The following is a 16,502-nucleotide window of genomic DNA, read 5'->3' as shown; positions in this document are numbered from 1 at the left end:
GGGCCCGGCTCCGGTGGAGCAGGGCGTTGTCGGACCCAGGCGCTACGGTGGGCCGCATGGCTGCCCGTACCAAGACCACCGCCAAGCCGCGCCCGGCGTACCGCTGCACCGAGTGCGGCAACCAGTTGCCCAAGTGGGTCGGCCGCTGCCCGGAGTGCAACGCCTGGGGCACGGTCGAGGAGTACGGCGCGGTGCCGATCCGGACGACGGCCGCGGGCCCGGTCAGCTCGCCGGCCCGTCCGATCGGTCAGGTGGACGGCCAGGTCGCGACGGCCCGCTCGACGGGCGTGCCGGAGCTGGACAGGGTGCTCGGGGGAGGGCTGGTCCCCGGCGCGGTCGTCCTGCTGGCCGGCGAGCCCGGCGTCGGCAAGTCCACCCTGCTGCTGGACGTCGCGGCCAAGGCCGCCACCGACCGGCACCGCACGCTCTACGTCACCGGCGAGGAGTCGGCCGGTCAGGTCCGGCTGCGCGCGGACCGGATCAACGCGCTCTCCGAGCACCTCTACCTCGCCGCAGAGTCCGACCTCGGCGCGGTGCTCGGGCACATCGACGCGGTCAACCCCGGCCTGCTGATCCTGGACTCGGTGCAGACCATCGCCTCCGCCGAGCTGGACGGCGCCCCCGGCGGTCCGGCCCAGGTCCGCGAGGTGGCGGGCGCGCTGATCCGGGTGTCCAAGGAGCGCGGCATGGCGACGCTGCTGGTCGGCCACGTCACCAAGGACGGCCAGATCGCCGGTCCGCGCCTGCTGGAGCACCTGGTGGACGTGGTGCTCAGCTTCGAGGGGGACCGGCACGCCCGGCTGCGACTCATCCGCGGGATCAAGAACCGCTACGGCGCCACCGACGAGGTGGGCTGCTTCGAGCTGCACGACGAGGGCATCGTCGGCCTGGCCGATCCGTCCGGCCTCTTCCTGACCAGGCGTGACAAGCCCGTCCCGGGCACCTGCCTCACCGTCACCCTGGAGGGCAAGCGCCCGCTGGTGGCGGAGGTGCAGGCGCTGATGGTGGATTCGCAGATCCCGTCCCCGCGGCGCACCACCTCGGGCCTGGAGTCGCCCCGGATCGCGATGATCCTGGCCGTGGTGGAGCGGCACGGCGGGGTGAAGCTCGGCAAGCAGGACATCTACACCGCGACGGTGGGCGGGGTGAAGCTGAGCGAGCCGTCCGCCGACCTCGCGATCGCGCTCGCGGTGGCCAGCTCCTCCTCGGACACCCCGCTGCCCAGCAACCTGGTGGCGATCGGCGAGGTCGGCCTGGCGGGCGAGGTACGGCGGGTGACGGGGGTACAGCGGCGGCTCGCCGAGGCGCACCGGCTGGGCTTCACGCACGCCCTGGTCCCGCCGGATCCGGGCAAGGTGCCGCCGGGCATGAAGGTGGTCGAGGTGGCCGACATCGGCGAGGCGCTGCGGGCCATCCCGGGCCGCCGCCGGGCCGCCGCCAAGCCGCGTGCCGAGGCGCGTGCTGAGGCGCCGTCGGCGCCGCCGGCCCCGCGCGCGGCCCGGGTCGTCGCGCACCCGGAGGAGCTGATGGAGGGCTGGGAGCCGCTCGACTCCGACGAACTGCGCTGACCCAAGCCCTGTCGATGCCGCACGCAGTTAGACTTTCCCCAGTCTCATTGGCCAGAAGGCAGTACCGAGCGGTACTGAGCGACAGAGCAACAGACCGCGGACCGGCGCACGGCGCGAGGCGCGCGGCACGGGGTCGACCGGAGGAGTCACGTGGCAGCCAGCGACCGGGGGGCGGACAAGGCCTCCCGTGAGGAGGCCCTGCTGCGGGCCTCCCTCAGTGCCATCGCACCCGGCACGGGGCTGCGCGACGGCCTGGAGCGGGTGCTCCGGGCCAACACCGGCGGCCTGATCGTGCTCGGTTTCGACAAGACGGTCGAGTCGATCTGCACCGGCGGCTTCGTCCTGGACGTCGAGTTCACCGCGACCCGGCTGCGCGAGCTGTGCAAGCTGGACGGCGCGGTGGTGCTGGACAAGGACATCACCAAGATCGTCCGGGCCGGTGTGCACCTGATGCCGGACTCCACCATCCCCACCGACGAGACCGGCACCCGCCACCGCACCGCGGAGCGGGTCAACCGGCAGACCGGCTTCCCGGTGGTGGCGGTCTCGCACTCGATGCGCCTGATCGCGATGTACGTCAACGGCATCCGCCGGGTGCTGGAGGACTCCACCACCGTCCTGTCCCGCGCCAACCAGGCGCTGGCCACCCTGGAGCGCTACAAGCTGCGTCTGGACGAGGTGGCCGGCACGCTGTCCGCGCTGGAGATCGAGGACCTGGTGACGGTCCGGGACGTCACCGCCGTCGCCCAGCGGCTGGAGATGGTCCGGCTGATCGCCACCGAGATCGCCGGCTACGTGCTGGAGCTCGGTATCGACGGCCGGCTGCTCTCGCTCCAGCTGGACGAGCTGATCGCGGGCGTGGAGCCGGAGCGCGAACTGGTCGCCCGGGACTACTTCCCGGAGCGGGCCGCCAAGAAGGGCCGGACGGTCAACGAGGTGCTGGCCGACCTGGAGGCGCTCACCCACGCCGAGCTGCTGGACCTTCAGACGGTCGCCAAGGCGCTCGGCTACTCGGGCTCCCCGGAGTCGCTGGACTCGGCGGTCTCGCCGCGCGGCTACCGGCTGCTGGCGAAGATCCCGCGCCTGCCCAACACGGTGATAGAGCGCCTGGTCGAGCACTTCGGCGGCCTGCAGAAGCTGCTCGCCGCCAGCATCGACGATCTGCAGACGGTCGAGGGCGTCGGCGAGACCCGGGCCCGCTCGGTCCGCGAGGGCCTGTCCCGGCTCGCCGAATCGTCCATCCTGGAGCGCTACGTCTGACCCGGCGCCACATCCGGTCTGACGCACCGCCGCGCACGGCCCCCGGGGAACGCCCCGGGGGCCGTCGCGCATCCCGCCGAGCCATCCCCGACCGACGCCCCGACCGGCGCACCCTGGGCGGCCCGTGAGGCGCCGAAGCCCCCGGCCGCGTCGGCCGGGGGCTTCGAGTCGAGTTGAGGAGGGTTCAGCTGTCCAGGCGGATCGAGGAGCGTGCCGAGACCTGGCCGCCGGAGAGCCCGGTGAGGTCGGCGACCACCAGGTAGGTGCCCGCCGCGGGGGGCGCCGGGTCGGCGGTGGCGCACTGCGGCTTGCTGCGGCTGCGGTCCCAGGTGAAGGTCTCGGTCAGGCCGTTGTTGGCCGGGATCTGCACCCAGCTGCTGCCGCGGTCGGACGGGCAGTCGCCGGAGGACCAGACCCGGTCGCCGTTGCTGGCGGTCACGGTGATCGCGGAGGCCGTCCGGCCCAGGTCCACCCGGCAGTTGGCGCCGGAGGCGTTCTTCACGGTGAGCGAGAGCCGCGGCTTGTCCTTGGGCTGGTACGAGTTCTGCGCGCTGGCCAGCTCCAGGGTGACCTGCGCGGAGACGCAGACCGGAAGCGCCATCACCTCGGGCGTGTTCACCACCGGGGCACCACCGCCCGAGCCGCCGGAGCCGCCCGCGCCGCCGGAACCGCCGGCCGCCGCGCCGCCCGCCGCCGCACCGCCACCCGTGCCACCGCCGGTGGCGGGAGCCGGGTTGGCGCCGCCGCCGGTGCCGCCGGTGCTGAGGCTGACCTCGCCGCCGCCGGAGCCGGCCACCGGGCCGCCGCTCGCGTTGCCGCCGCTGCCGCCGCCTGGGCGCGCCGCGGGGCCGCTCGGCGACGCACCGGGCGTGATGGACTGGGCGGGGGTCTGGCTCTGGGACGGAACGGCCTGCGCGGCCTTGCTCGATGAGCCGCCGCCACCGCCCCCGTCCTGATCGATCATCAGCCAGGCGATCAGGGCGGCGACGAGCACGACGGCGACGAGCACGACGACGCGCCGACGCCAGTAGATCGAGGCCGGCAGCGGTCCCACGGGTTGACGCAGAGAGGGCACGCCCAAACTCTACGAGACTGTGTGTGCCGCTTGACGCACCAACACCGCACAGTCGCCCCTTCCTTCACATGATCCGCCATTTGCGCCGTTCGAGGGAGGTCCGAAGCGGTGGTTCTCCGGGAGATCCGCGGGGGTATCCGGAGTTCTTCTCTCCGCTTCGGTCGTGCCCGTCGGCATGGGAGGATCGAAGGGCCATGGCTGCCATCACCGTCACCTCCGCCCCCGTCCCCCCGGCAGGCGCCGCGCCGGACGCCGTCCGGCCGCCGATGCCGCTGCCGCTGCTGCACGCGACCGTCCTCGACTGGTACGAGGCCGACAAGCGAGACCTCCCCTGGCGGACGCCCGAGGCGACGCCCTGGGCGATCATGGTGAGCGAGTTCATGCTCCAGCAGACTCCGGTGAAGCGGGTGCTGCCCGCCTGGGAGGCGTGGCTGACCCGCTGGCCCACCCCGGGCGACCTCGCGACCGACGCGCCCGGCGAGGCGGTCCGGATGTGGGGCCGGCTCGGCTACCCGCGCCGCGCGCTGCGGCTGCACGCGGCCGCGGTGGCGATCGCCGAGGAGCACGGCGGCGAGGTGCCGGACGACCACGCCACCCTGCTCTCGCTGCCCGGGGTGGGGGAGTACACGGCCGCCGCGGTCGCCTCCTTCGCCTTCCGCCAGCGGCACGTGGTGCTGGACACCAACGTCCGCCGGGTGTTCGCCCGCGCGGTGTCCGGCGTCGAGTACCCGGCCCAGGCCACCACGGCCGCCGAGCGCCGGACGGCGACGGCGCTGCTGCCCGACGACGCCGAGACCGCGGCCACCTGGGCGGTCGGCGTGATGGAGCTGGGTGCGCTGGTCTGCACCGCGCGCGGCCCGGAGTGCGGGGGCTGCCCGCTGTTCGCCCACTGCGCCTGGCAGCGGGCCGGCCGCCCGCCGTACGAGGGCCCGGCCCGGCGCGGCCAGACCTACGAGGGGACGGACCGGCAGGTGCGCGGCAAGCTGCTCGCGGTGCTGCGGGGGTCGCACGGCTCGGTGCCGCAGGCCCGGCTGGACGCGGTCTGGCCGGACGCGGTCCAGCGGGCCCGGGCGTTGGACGGCCTGGTCGCGGACGGCCTGGTGGAGCCCGTCGAGCAGGGCGTCTACCGGCTTCCCCAGTAGTCGGCCACGAACGCGGGACGGCGCCCCCGGAGGATTTCTCCGGGGGCGCCGTCCTGTCGGCGGGAGGGCGGTCAGACGGCCGCCGCCTCCAGCGAGGCCTCGGCGGACTTGTCCGCCTTGCCCGTGCCGGTACCGCGCAGCGGCACCTCGCGCATGAACACCGCGGCGGCGATGGCGACCACGGCCAACCCGGCGCCCCACAGGAAGACGGTGTGAGTGCCGTTGGACACCGCGTGGTGGAAGGCGTCCTGGACGTGCTCCGGCAGCTTGCGCAGTTCGGCCGGGCTCATCTCGCCCGGGTCCTTGGCCCCGCCGCCGGCCGAGGCCTGCGCGCCCAGCCGCGCGGTCATGGTGTCCTTCACCCGGTTGTTGAACAGCGCGCCGAACAGCGCGACACCGAAGGAGCCGCCGATGGTGCGGAACAGGGTGGCGGTGGAGCTGGCCACGCCCATGTCCTTGAGCTCGACGCTGTTCTGGGCGACCAGCATGGTGATCTGCATCAGGAAGCCCATGCCGGCGCCGAGCACGACCATCCAGCAGGCCGAGGTGAAGCTGCTGGTCCCGACGCCCATGGTGGAGAGCAGGATCATGCCACCGGTCATCACGATGGTGCCGATGATCGGGTAGATCCGGTACTTCCCGGTCCTGGTGACGGCCTGGCCGACCACCAGTGAGACCACCAGCATGCCGAACATCAGCGGCATCAGCAGCAGACCGGAGTTGGTCGCCGAGGCACCCTGGACGATCTGCTGGTAGAACGGCAGGAAGAAGGTCGAGCCGAACATCACGAAGCCGACGATGAAGCCGATGATCGAGACCAGGGTGAAGTTCAGGTTCTTGAACAGGGCCAGCGGCAGCATCGGCTCCTCGACACGCTGCTCCACGTAGCAGAAGCCGATCAGCGAGGCGACGGAGAGCGCGATCAGGCCGAGGATCTCATTGGAGCCCCAGGCGTACTGCTGGCCGCCCCAGGTGGTCATCAGCACCAGCGAGGTGATGCCGGTGGTGAGCAATATCGCGCCCAGGTAGTCGATCCGGGCCGTGTTGCGGACCTTCGGCAGCTTCAGGGTGACGATGACCACGGCGAGCGCGACCACGCCGAGCGGCAGGTTGATGTAGAAGGTCCAGTGCCAGCTCAGGTGGTCGGTGATGAAGCCGCCGACCAGCGGGCCACCGACGGTGGCGAGGGCCATCACCGCCGCGAACATGCCCTGGTACTTGCCGCGGTCGCGCGGCGGGACGAGCGCGCCCATGATCGACATGACGCCGACCATCAGACCGCCGGCACCCAGGCCCTGCACGGCGCGGAAGCCGATCAGCTCGGTCATGTTCTGCGACAGACCGGACAGTGCCGAGCCCACCAGGAAGATCACGATCGAGGTGAGGAAGCTGCCCTTGCGGCCGTACATGTCGCCGAGCTTGCCCCAGATCGGGGTGGAGGCGGCGGTGGTCAGGGTGTAGGCGGTGACCACCCAGGACCGGTGCTCGGAGCCGCCGAGGTCGCCGACGATGGTCGGCATCGCGGTGCCGACGATCAGGTTGTCGAGCATGGCCAGCAGCATGGTGACGACCAGGCCGACCATGACGAGGCGGATCTCGCGGGGTGACCGCGGCTGCTCCTCCTCGGCGGACTTCTCCTCCGGTACCGGGCCGGTGGTCTTGGACTGTGACATGAGGTGGTGTCTCCCGGAGGGGTGTTTCGGACAGGCGGAGGCCGCGCAGTGATTCACTTACTTGTCGCCCGGCTAGTTTGTGGACCGTCGGCACGGTAAGTTGTTTACTAGCCGGCCGTCAAGCCAGTTTCCCGCCCGGCTACCTGGGCAGGGAGAATGGGCCCGGGGCGGACGCCACCGGGGTCCGCAGCAGTCACCGACGCACTCATGAGGCAGGCCATGGGCACTCCGCACAGCCCCCGCAGCGACACGCGGTCCCGCATCATCGAGGTGTCCCTGGAGCTCTTCTCCGAGCAGGGCTACGAGCAGACCTCGCTGCGCGAGATCGCCGACCGCCTCGGTGTCACCAAGGCCGCGCTCTACTACCACTTCAAGACCAAGGACGACATCGTCCTGGGCATCGTGGAGCGGATGGCCGCGCCGATCGACGAGACCATCGCGTGGGGCCGGCAGCAGTCCTGGAGCCCGGAGATGCGCGACGAGCTGATCCGCCGCTTCGCCGACGGGATGGCCGAGCGGGCGCCGCTGCTGCGCTTCTTCCACGAGAACCAGCCCGCGCTGCGCGAGTCCGCGGCCGGGCTGGCGTTCAAGGACCGCATGATCACGATGATCCAGCTGGTGCACGGGCCGGAGGCCGACTTCCGGGAGCGGCTGCGCGCCACGATGTCGCTGTTCACCGTCCACTCGGCGATGTTCCTGGTCAAGCAGGACGCCGCGGACTGCGACCACGGCGACAACGTGTGGGGCGAGTCGTGGCCGCCGGCGGCCACCCTGGAGGAGGCGATCGGGGCGGCCCGGGAGGTCGCGCTGGAGATCGGCGGCCGGATCGGCCACCCGGCCCCGGCCCATTCCTGAGCGGACGGGCCGACGGGCGGCCGGGCGGACCGGTAGCCGGGGCCCGGCTCAGAACGCGGTGACGCCGTGCCCCGCGAGGTACGCGATCGGGTTCACCACCGCGCCGTAGCGGTTGCTGGTGCGGATCTCGAAGTGCAGGTGGGGCCCGGTCGAGTTGCCGGTGCTCCCGGACCGCCCGATCTGCTCGCCCGCCGACACCTGCTCCCCCGGCGAGACGCCGAGCGAGGACAGGTGCGCGTACTGCGCGTAGTGCCCGTCCGCCAGCCGCAGCACGACCTCCTTGCCGTACGAGCCGTCCCAGCCGGCCGACACCACGGTCGCGTTCCCGACCGCGAGCAGCGGTGTGCCCGGGTCGACCGCGAAGTCCACCCCGGTGTGGTACCCGGCGGCGTACTCGGAGTTGGCCACCCCGTACGGGTTGCTGGTCGGCGCGTCCGGCACCGGGGCCGACCACTCCGGAGCCGGAGCCGGGGCCGGAGCCGGAGCGGGCTCCGCTGCGGGCGCGGCCTCGGGCTCCGGCGCGGCGGCCTCGGCCGGCGCGTCGGCGACGGGCGGCTCCACCGGCAGCAGGTTGGCGGCCACCGCCACGAACTCCTGCGCCGAGTCGCCGTCGTTCGGCAGCCGGTACGGGCTCGGCCCGGCCACCTGGACCAGCCCCGGGCTGGGCACGGCGGCCTGCGGCGCGGTGAAGGCCGAGCTGCCGGGCGTGGTGGGCCGGACGGTCTGCGCCGAGGCGCTGCCGGGCGCGGCCACCAGCAGTGCGCCGGCGAGCAGCACCGCGGCCGCCCCGGCGGCGACCACCGCGCGCTCCCGTTCGGCCTGCTGGTGTCCACCGGGCAGCTCGTGCCGGCGGGCGGCGAGCGCGCGCAGCGGCGCGGCATGGGTGCGGGCGGCATGGCCGAGCCGGGGCTGCCAGGCCGCCGCCTGGGCCGCCGTACGGGCGGCGAGCCGGCGCAGGACCGGCCCCACGGGCGGGACAGAGGACATCGGTAGCCGTACCTCACGGTGGACGAGGGCAGCACGAAGTGCCCGTTCGGGCGCGTGCTGAGCGGGGGACCACTCAGGTGTAACGGTCACCGAGCGGAGTCCCAAACGGCGTGACGTACTACGGCGTGTAGTCAGCGTCGCGCCGGAGATTCAAGCTGACGGAGTAATGATCATGAGATCTGATCGTCTACCACCGGCCCGCGGCGGGCCGCCCGCGCCCGCGGCCCGGCTACTACCGCCGGTCGTACCGCGCCCGGTGGTGGCCCGGTCGGTGTGACCAGTGCCACGCCCGCCCGGGGTTTGCGTCGGCCGTACACCCCTTTCCGCTGTCCGCCCCGCTGACCTGGCGGGCCCGCTGGGGGACCATCGACGCATGTATGGCAACAGGAGCGAAGACCTCGACGGCAATGACCGCCCGAGCCTGCCGGACCGCCGCTTCGCCGCCCTGCGCGGCTGCGAGCGGATCCTGTCCGGCGAGCGGCCGCAGAGCATGCGCGAACGCCTCGCCGCCCTCGCGGGGGAGGGCGGCGGCCACGACCTGGACCACCGCCCGGACCAGTACGGCGACGGCGTGGTCCGCACCCTCGAACGCACGGTCGCCGACCTGCTCGGTACCGAGGACGCGGCCTTCTTTCCCACCGGCACCATGGCCCAGCAGGTCGCCCTGCGGATCCACGCCGAGGCGGCCGGGCTGCGCACCGTCGCGACCCACCCGCTGGCCCACACCGACCAGCACGAGCGGCACGCGCTCGGCGTGCTGACCGGCCTGCGCAGCGTCTGGCCGACCACGGCCCCGCGCCGGCCCAGCGTCGAGGAGCTGCGCTCCTTCGACGAGCCGTACGCCGCGCTCAGCCTGGAGCTGCCGCTGCGCGAGGCCGGCTTCGTGCTGCCCGACTGGGCGGAGCTGGCGGCGCTGGCCGGGGTCGTCCGGGAGGAGTGCGGCGCGGCCCTGCACCTGGACGGTGCCCGGATCTGGGAGTCGGTGTTCCACCTCGGGCACCCGCTGCCGGAGATCGTCGCGCTGGCCGACTCGGTCTACGTGTCCTTCTACAAGACGCTCGGCGGCATCAGCGGCGCCGCGCTGGCCGGCTCGCGGGGCTTCGTCCGTACCGCGAAGGCCTGGCGGCACCGGTACGGCGGCCAGCTCTACCAGCAGTGGCCGGCGGCGCTCGCCGCGCTGGCCGGGCTGGACGCCCGACTCCCGCTGCTGGAGCGGTACGTGACGCACGCCAAGGTGGTCGCCGAGGCGCTGGACGCGGCCTTCGCGGCGGTCCCCGGCGCCCGGGTGCACCCGGCCCCGCCGCACACCCACCAGTTCCAGCTCTGGCTGCCGTACGCCGCCGGGGAGTTGGACGAGGCCGGGCTGGGGCTGGCCGAGGAGACCGGGGTCGCCCTGTTCGGCGGCTGGCGCGAGCGGGACCTGCCGGGCCTGGCGATGACCGAGGTCACGGTGTCGGCGTCCGCGCTCGACTGGACGGCGGCGGACGTCGCCGAGGCGGCCGCCGCCTTCCTGGACCGGCTGCCGGCCCGGGGCACCGGGGCCGGCGGGAGCCGCGGCGGGGCCTGACCGGAAAAGCGTCCGGCCCGCCCCCGCGCGATGCGGGGACGGGCCGGACGTGGTGGGTCAGAACCGCCTGGTCACAGGCTGATCGCTACTGCTCGACCGATCAGTTGTCGACCGGGCGGACCCGGATCCAGGTCTCCAGGTAGTTCGAGGACTCGTTCTCGACCTCGATGCTGGTACCGGTCTTCGGGACGTCCACGCCGCTGTACGGGTTGTCCTTGGACCACCACGACTTCAGGTCCGAGAACTCGTCGACGCCCTTGGCCTTCGGGATGACCGTCTCGACGCCGTTCTTGTGCAGGGTCAGCTGGCTGGTCTTGCGCGAGCCGAAGGTCGAGTCGTAACCCTGCATGCGCGGACGCAGCAGGGCACCGTCGCTCCACTTGAGCGGGGTCGGGTGCGAGTCGATCGGCAGGATCAGACCGTGGCCCGGGTGGGCGCTGACGTTGTTGTTGGGCTGCGACTCGTCCCAGAACCAGATCAGCAGACCGGGCTGGTACGGGTAGTACTCGACCCACTTCGGCCGGCTGTTGCCCCAGCCGAAGTTGTACGGGCCGGTCTTCAGGGTCTGGTCGAAGGAGACGTACTGGCGGTTCTCCGCGATGTAGTACTGCCCGTAGTCCTTGGTGTAGCTGCCGGCGAAGCGGGTGAAGCCCTTGGCCACCCAGCCGTTGTCACCGTTCTCGACGTCGTCGCTGAAGATCGTCGCACCGTCGGCGGTCACCGAGATGTCGTCGACGGCGAAGCCGCGGTAGTGCAGGCCACCGTCGGTGGTGTTGTGGAAGCGGACCTTGACGGCCTTACCGGCGTAGGCGTCCAGCGGGAAGGACACGTCGCCCCAGGCGGCGGTGAGGCCGGTCAGGGCCGCGCGGCCGCCGGCGTCCTTCGTGATCGGCTTGCCGTTCCAGGTGCCGTCCAGGGCGGTCCAGTTGGTGCCGCCGTCGGTGGAGACCTCGGCGAAGGCGTAGTCGAAGTTCGCCTCCAGCTCGTACCAGGCCTTGGCGTTCAGGCTGGCCTTGGTCTTCCCGGTCAGGTCGATGTCACGGGTGAGCGTGACGTTCAGGTTGTCGTCGCTGCCGCTCCACCACTCGCTCTTGCCCGAAGCGGGCTTGTTGATGTCGGTGGGGATGGTCTTCTTCGGCAGCTCGACGACCAGCGCCTGCGGGAGGTTGCTGTTGTACTCGACCGGGCCGATGTGGTGGGTCGACTCGGTGCCGGCCTTGGCCTTGTCGAACTTCAGCCAGCCGAGCTTGAGCTTGCTCCAGGCGTCGAGGTCGTTGGGCATGTCGCCGATGGCGCCCTTGCCCTCGCCGAGCCAGGAACCGGAGGACATCAGCGACCAGAAGCCGACCGAGTTGTCGATGCCGGTGCCGGCGGTGTCGTAGAGGTCCGGCAGACCGAGGTCGTGGCCGTACTCGTGGGCGAAGACGCCGAGGCCGCCGTTCTCCGGCTGCATCGTGTAGTCGCCGATCCAGAAGCCGGAGTCGCCGACCTGGACGCCGCCGAGCTTGTTGTCGGCCGGGCCCGCCTGGCCGTTCAGGTTGCCGTAGGCGTACGCGCGGTGGGCCCACAGGGCCTTGCTGCCCTGCTTGCCGCCGCCGGCCGACTTGTCCTCACCGGCGTGCACGATCTGGAAGTGGTCGATGTACCCGTCGGGCTGGTTGAAGTTCCCGTCGTTGTGGGAACCGTAGCGGTCCCACTGGTCGTACGACGCCAGGGTGGCCTTGACCTGCTCCTTGGTCTGGCCCTTGGCGATCTGGTCCTTGTACCAGATGTCCACGGCGTCGCGGATCAGGTCCTGGGCGCTGTCGCAGACGTTGGAGCCGCAGTAGTCCGAGCCGTACCGGGCCTCGTTCCACGGCACCCGCACCCAGTCCGAGACCACGCCGTCGACCGAGTAGCGGCCCGAGGACTGCTTCTCGTAGAAGGTCTTCAGCGAGGGCTTGTCCTTGGAGAAGTACAGCTCCTGGAAGTGCTGCTGGTTGTAGTCGGCCTGCCAGGCGGTCGAGTTGTCGTTGGCGCGGTCCGGCTTCTCGATCTCGTTGTGCTTCGGGCCGGGCTCACCGCCGTACATGACCTTGCCGTCGGCGGTCTTGGTGGTGTTGTCCACCTGGTCGCCGAAGTCGACCAGGATGGTGAAGATCTTGTCCGTGCGCTCGCGACCGAGCTCCACGTACTTGTCCTTGCCCAGCTTGATGCTGCTGCTGCCGTTGTGCTGCTCGACCTGGGCGGTGCCCGCGATCAGCTGCTCGGTGGCGGCCTTCTGCTCGGCCTCGACCTTCTCGGTCAGCGGGCCCGGCAGGTTGTGCTCGATGTTGGCGGACTGGACGGCGTCGGCCGGGTCCCTGGGCGCGGGAGCCGAGCCCGCGGCGACGGCGGTGGCCGGGAACAGGCCCGCGCCGAGCGTGACTATGACCGCTGCGGCCGTGGCAGCCGCAGCGGATCTCCTGATGTTCTTCAACGTTGTGACGTCCTCCCCGACCGGGGCCAGCTCTTGGCCAAAGCCCGGCAAACCAAAATGAAAGACAGGTGGACGTCATTTGATACAAGCGTGGACAGAAAAGATAGCCCTTGACCATGACATGGCCACGGCGCTATCCTGCGCAACTTCCGATCAGCTGACCATATGTCAACCGTATGTCCGTTAAAGCTTACTGAGAAATCGGACGCACCCGCACCAGCCCGCCGCGAGGCCATCCGCCCTCGTCCACGGGCACCCCCGGTCCGGCCGGCCGGAACGCGCCGAGCCCCCGGCGCGGACGCCGGGGGCTCGGTAGCTGTGAAGTTGTCTGTTAAATGTTGCTACTTCGTCAGGTCCGGACCAGACGAGGCGACGGCGGCCGGGGTGTCCGCGACGGCCGACTTCTCCTCACCGCGGAAGGTGAACTTGGCCTCCTTGCCCTCACCCTCGACACCGACGACCACGATGTGACCGGCCCGCAGCTCGCCGAAGAGGATCTTCTCGGAGAGGTGGTCCTCGATCTCGCGCTGGATGGTGCGGCGCAGCGGCCGGGCGCCCAGGATCGGGTCGTAGCCGCGCTTGGCCAGCAGCTTCTTGGCCTCGACGCTGAGCTCCAGGCCCATGTCCTTGTCCTTGAGGCGGCCGTCCACCTTCTCGATCATCAGGTCGACGATCTGGATGATGTCTTCCTCGGACAGCTGGTGGAACACCACGATGTCGTCGACGCGGTTCAGGAACTCGGGGCGGAAGTGCTGCTTGAGCTCCTCGCCGACCTTCGCCTTCATCCGCTCGTACCCGGTCGTGGAGTCACCCGTGGCCGCGAAGCCCAGGTTGAAGCCCTTGGAGATGTCCCGGGTGCCGAGGTTGGTCGTCATGATGATGACGGTGTTCTTGAAGTCGACCACGCGGCCCTGGGAGTCGGTCAGGCGACCGTCCTCCAGGATCTGCAGCAGCGAGTTGAAGATGTCCGGGTGGGCCTTCTCGACCTCGTCGAAGAGGACGACGGAGAACGGCTTGCGGCGGACCTTCTCGGTCAGCTGGCCGCCCTCCTCGTAGCCCACGTACCCGGGGGGCGAGCCGAAGAGCCGGGAGACGGTGTGCTTCTCGGAGAACTCGGACATGTCGAGCGCGATCAGCGCGTCCTCGTCGCCGAAGAGGAACTCGGCGAGCGTCTTGGACAGCTCGGTCTTACCGACGCCGGACGGGCCGGCGAAGATGAACGAGCCGCCGGGGCGCTTCGGGTCCTTGAGGCCCGCACGGGTGCGCCGGATGGCCTGGGAGAGCGCCTTGATGGCGTCCTTCTGGCCGATGACGCGCTTGTGCAGCTCGTCCTCCATGCGCAGCAGCCGCGAGGTCTCCTCCTCGGTCAGTTTGAAGACCGGGATGCCGGTGGCGGTGGCCAGGACCTCGGCGATGAGCTCCTCGTTGACCTCCGCGACGACGTCCATGTCGCCGGCCTTCCACTCCTTCTCGCGCTTGGCCTTGGCCTGCAGGAGCTGCTTCTCGTCGTCGCGCAGGGACGCGGCCTTCTCGAAGTCCTGCGCGTCGATCGCGCTCTCCTTCTCGCGGCGCACGTCGGCGATCTTCTCGTCGAACTCGCGCAGGTCCGGCGGCGCGGTCATCCGGCGGATGCGCATTCGGGAGCCGGCCTCGTCGATCAGGTCGATCGCCTTGTCCGGCAGGAAGCGGTCCGAGATGTAGCGGTCGGCCAGGGTGGCGGCGGCGACCAGCGCGGAGTCCGTGATGGAGACCCGGTGGTGGGCCTCGTAGCGGTCGCGCAGACCCTTGAGGATCTCGATGGTGTGCGGCAGCGACGGCTCGGCGACCTGGATCGGCTGGAAGCGGCGCTCCAGCGCGGCGTCCTTCTCCAGGTGCTTGCGGTACTCGTCGAGGGTGGTGGCACCGATGGTCTGCAGCTCGCCGCGGGCCAGCATCGGCTTGAGGATGCTGGCGGCGTCGATGGCGCCCTCGGCGGCGCCCGCGCCGACCAGGGTGTGCAGCTCGTCGATGAACAGGATGATGTCGCCGCGGGTGCGGATCTCCTTGAGCACCTTCTTCAGGCGCTCCTCGAAGTCACCACGGTAGCGCGAGCCGGCCACCAGGGCGCCCAGGTCCAGCGTGTAGAGCTGCTTGTCCTTGAGCGTCTCCGGGACCTCGCCCTTGACGATCGCCTGCGCCAGGCCCTCGACCACGGCGGTCTTGCCCACGCCGGGCTCGCCGATCAGGACCGGGTTGTTCTTGGTGCGGCGGGACAGCACCTGCATGACCCGCTCGATCTCCTTCTCGCGCCCGATGACCGGGTCGAGCTTGGCCTCGCGGGCGGCCTGGGTGAGGTTGCGGCCGAACTGGTCCAGGACCAGCGAGGTCGACGGGGTGCCCTCGGCGGGCCCGCCGGCCGTGGCCGACTCCTTGCCGCCGCCGGTCTGGTAGCCGGAGAGCAGCTGGATGACCTGCTGGCGCACCCGGTTGAGGTCGGCGCCCAGCTTGACCAGGACCTGGGCGGCGACGCCCTCGCCCTCGCGGATCAGACCGAGCAGGATGTGCTCGGTGCCGATGTAGTTGTGGCCGAGCTGCAGTGCCTCCCGGAGCGACAGCTCCAGGACCTTCTTCGCCCGCGGGGTGAAGGGAATGTGGCCGGACGGGGCCTGCTGCCCCTGGCCGATGATCTCCTCGACCTGCTGGCGCACGGCCTCAAGGGAAATCCCGAGGCTCTCCAGGGCCTTGGCGGCGACGCCCTCGCCCTCGTGGATCAGACCCAGGAGGATGTGCTCGGTGCCGATGTAGTTGTGGTTGAGCATCCGGGCTTCTTCCTGAGCCAGGACGACAACCCGCCGCGCGCGGTCGGTGAACCTCTCGAACATCGTTTATCGCTCCTCAGAGCGGTCGGGCAGTTCGGGGTCGGTCCCCGCCCTGTCCTTCCGCATGCTAGTCCCGCTCAGCGGCGCGGCCCACGGATTCACTCCCCGGTACGGGAGCGAGATGCTGCGCGACCAGCCGACACCAATCCCAACCTGATGCTGGGAAACGGTGTTCCCACAGGTGGCCCGGATGCACCGGATACCGCTACGCCATCGGCGAACAAGAGCCGCCGGGGCGGAGCCGGGCCGTCTCCGGCCGGTCACGCATACTGCCCCTGGACGGGTCGAAGGACCCGTCCACCTGCATTCATACCCGGTATCGGGGCGCTTCTCGCGCAGTTTCCGCGGTGGCGGTGTTCGCCTGGCGAGAAGTCGCGTCGCGGCGACGGCGGTTCGGCACGGCCGGTGCGGCCGGTACGCCGCCCGGTGGTGCCGGCGCTACCGCTTCGCCCTTACAGCGTTGCACAGCTCGTGATTGTTCCGCCGCCCGAGCCCGCGCCCCGGACGCCCCCCGGTACCGGTGGCCCTGCGGCCCCCGGGGTGCGCGCCGCGGGGCGCGGAGGAGAGTCCTCCGCGCCCCGCGCGTGTGTCGTCGGCGCCGTGTGCGGCCGCCGGGGCCCCGCATCCGCTCCGGCGTTCCGGCGGCGCCGGGGTCAGGACGCGTTGGCCTTGTCGTAGGCCTCGCGGACGGTGCTCGGCACCCGGCCGCGGTCGTTGACCTCCATGCCCTGCTCCTTGGCCCACGCGCGGATCTTCGCGGTGTCCGGCGCGCTGCCGGAGGGGCGCGGCGCGGTGCCGCGACCCGGGCGTCGCGGGCCGGCGAGCCGGCCGCTCTGCTTGCGGCCCTTCTCCACGTACGGCGCCAGCAGACCGCGCAGCTTGTCCGCGTTGACGCTCTTCAGGTCGATCTCGTAGGCAACGCCGTCGAGCGCGAACGTCACCGTCTCGTCCGCCGAACCACCGTCGAGATCGTCTTCAAGAATGACCTGCACCCTCTGTGCCACGGGCTTCCCTTTCCGCTAAACGACCCATTGCCTAAGGAAAGGAAAGCGCCTTTCT

General features: G+C 71.3%; 11 protein-coding genes. 5 read left to right on the top strand and 6 right to left on the bottom strand.

The genetic code is table 11. The features are described from left to right. The first annotated feature begins 56 nt into the window (after nt 1-56). Complete coding sequence (gene radA / locus ACIQVZ_RS10170; protein ID WP_350878393.1) at nt 57-1,568, top strand: DNA repair protein RadA; 1,512 nt, start codon at nt 57-59, stop codon at nt 1,566-1,568. A gap of 201 nt (nt 1,569-1,769) precedes the next feature. Continuing rightward, the gene (disA, locus tag ACIQVZ_RS10165; RefSeq protein ID WP_350878493.1) at nt 1,770-2,828 is read left to right on the top strand and encodes a DNA integrity scanning diadenylate cyclase DisA; all 1,059 of its coding nucleotides are present in this window, start codon (nt 1,770-1,772) and stop codon (nt 2,826-2,828) included. 184 nt (nt 2,829-3,012) lie between these two features. Here the strand turns inward: disA and ACIQVZ_RS10160 are convergent, their stop codons facing one another. Further along, entirely contained in the window at nt 3,013-3,903 is an 891-nt protein-coding gene (locus tag ACIQVZ_RS10160) for a hypothetical protein (RefSeq protein WP_402448594.1), read from the bottom strand. A 266-nt stretch (nt 3,904-4,169) separates the two neighbouring features. Here ACIQVZ_RS10160 and ACIQVZ_RS10155 point away from each other — a divergent pair, with 266 nt between their 5' ends. Then, nucleotides 4,170-5,045, top strand: coding sequence for an A/G-specific adenine glycosylase (locus ACIQVZ_RS10155; RefSeq protein WP_402448750.1), 876 nt, complete (start codon nt 4,170-4,172; stop codon nt 5,043-5,045). A gap of 71 nt (nt 5,046-5,116) precedes the next feature. On the opposite strand, the gene ACIQVZ_RS10150 is transcribed toward ACIQVZ_RS10155, so the two are convergent. Beyond that, a complete protein-coding gene (locus ACIQVZ_RS10150) occupies nt 5,117-6,718 on the bottom strand; it encodes an MDR family MFS transporter (RefSeq protein ID WP_350878395.1) in 1,602 nt (533 codons plus the stop codon). Nucleotides 6,719-6,937: 219 nt separating this feature from the next. On the opposite strand from ACIQVZ_RS10150, the gene ACIQVZ_RS10145 reads away from it, so the two are divergent. Further along, complete coding sequence (locus ACIQVZ_RS10145) at nt 6,938-7,573, top strand: helix-turn-helix domain-containing protein (RefSeq protein ID WP_350878396.1); 636 nt, start codon at nt 6,938-6,940, stop codon at nt 7,571-7,573. A 48-nt stretch (nt 7,574-7,621) separates the two neighbouring features. Here the strand turns inward: ACIQVZ_RS10145 and ACIQVZ_RS10140 are convergent, their stop codons facing one another. Further along, complete coding sequence (locus ACIQVZ_RS10140; protein ID WP_402448591.1) at nt 7,622-8,560, bottom strand: M23 family metallopeptidase; 939 nt, start codon at nt 8,558-8,560, stop codon at nt 7,622-7,624. Between the two features lie 373 nt (nt 8,561-8,933). Here ACIQVZ_RS10140 and ACIQVZ_RS10135 point away from each other — a divergent pair, with 373 nt between their 5' ends. After that, on the top strand, nt 8,934-10,127 hold the full coding sequence (locus ACIQVZ_RS10135; RefSeq protein WP_402448588.1) for a threonine aldolase family protein: 1,194 nt from the start codon (nt 8,934-8,936) through the stop codon (nt 10,125-10,127). Nucleotides 10,128-10,227: 100 nt separating this feature from the next. Here ACIQVZ_RS10135 and ACIQVZ_RS10130 read toward each other — a convergent pair whose 3' ends face one another. From ACIQVZ_RS10130 to ACIQVZ_RS10120, 3 genes are all read right to left on the bottom strand, one after another. Next, a complete protein-coding gene (locus ACIQVZ_RS10130; protein ID WP_402448586.1) occupies nt 10,228-12,585 on the bottom strand; it encodes an immune inhibitor A domain-containing protein in 2,358 nt (785 codons plus the stop codon). Between the two features lie 341 nt (nt 12,586-12,926). Next, nucleotides 12,927-15,446 (bottom strand): ATP-dependent Clp protease ATP-binding subunit, encoded by a 2,520-nt coding sequence (locus ACIQVZ_RS10125; protein WP_350878400.1) that lies wholly within the window; start codon nt 15,444-15,446, stop codon nt 12,927-12,929. Between the two features lie 650 nt (nt 15,447-16,096). Beyond that, on the bottom strand, nt 16,097-16,447 hold the full coding sequence (locus ACIQVZ_RS10120; RefSeq protein ID WP_350878401.1) for an Lsr2 family protein: 351 nt from the start codon (nt 16,445-16,447) through the stop codon (nt 16,097-16,099). Between the last annotated feature and the right edge of the window lie 55 nt (nt 16,448-16,502).

Source organism: Kitasatospora sp. NPDC098663 (assembly GCF_044760075.1).
GTDB lineage: Bacteria > Actinomycetota > Actinomycetes > Streptomycetales > Streptomycetaceae > Kitasatospora.
This window is presented reverse-complemented; position numbering and strand designations above follow the sequence as displayed.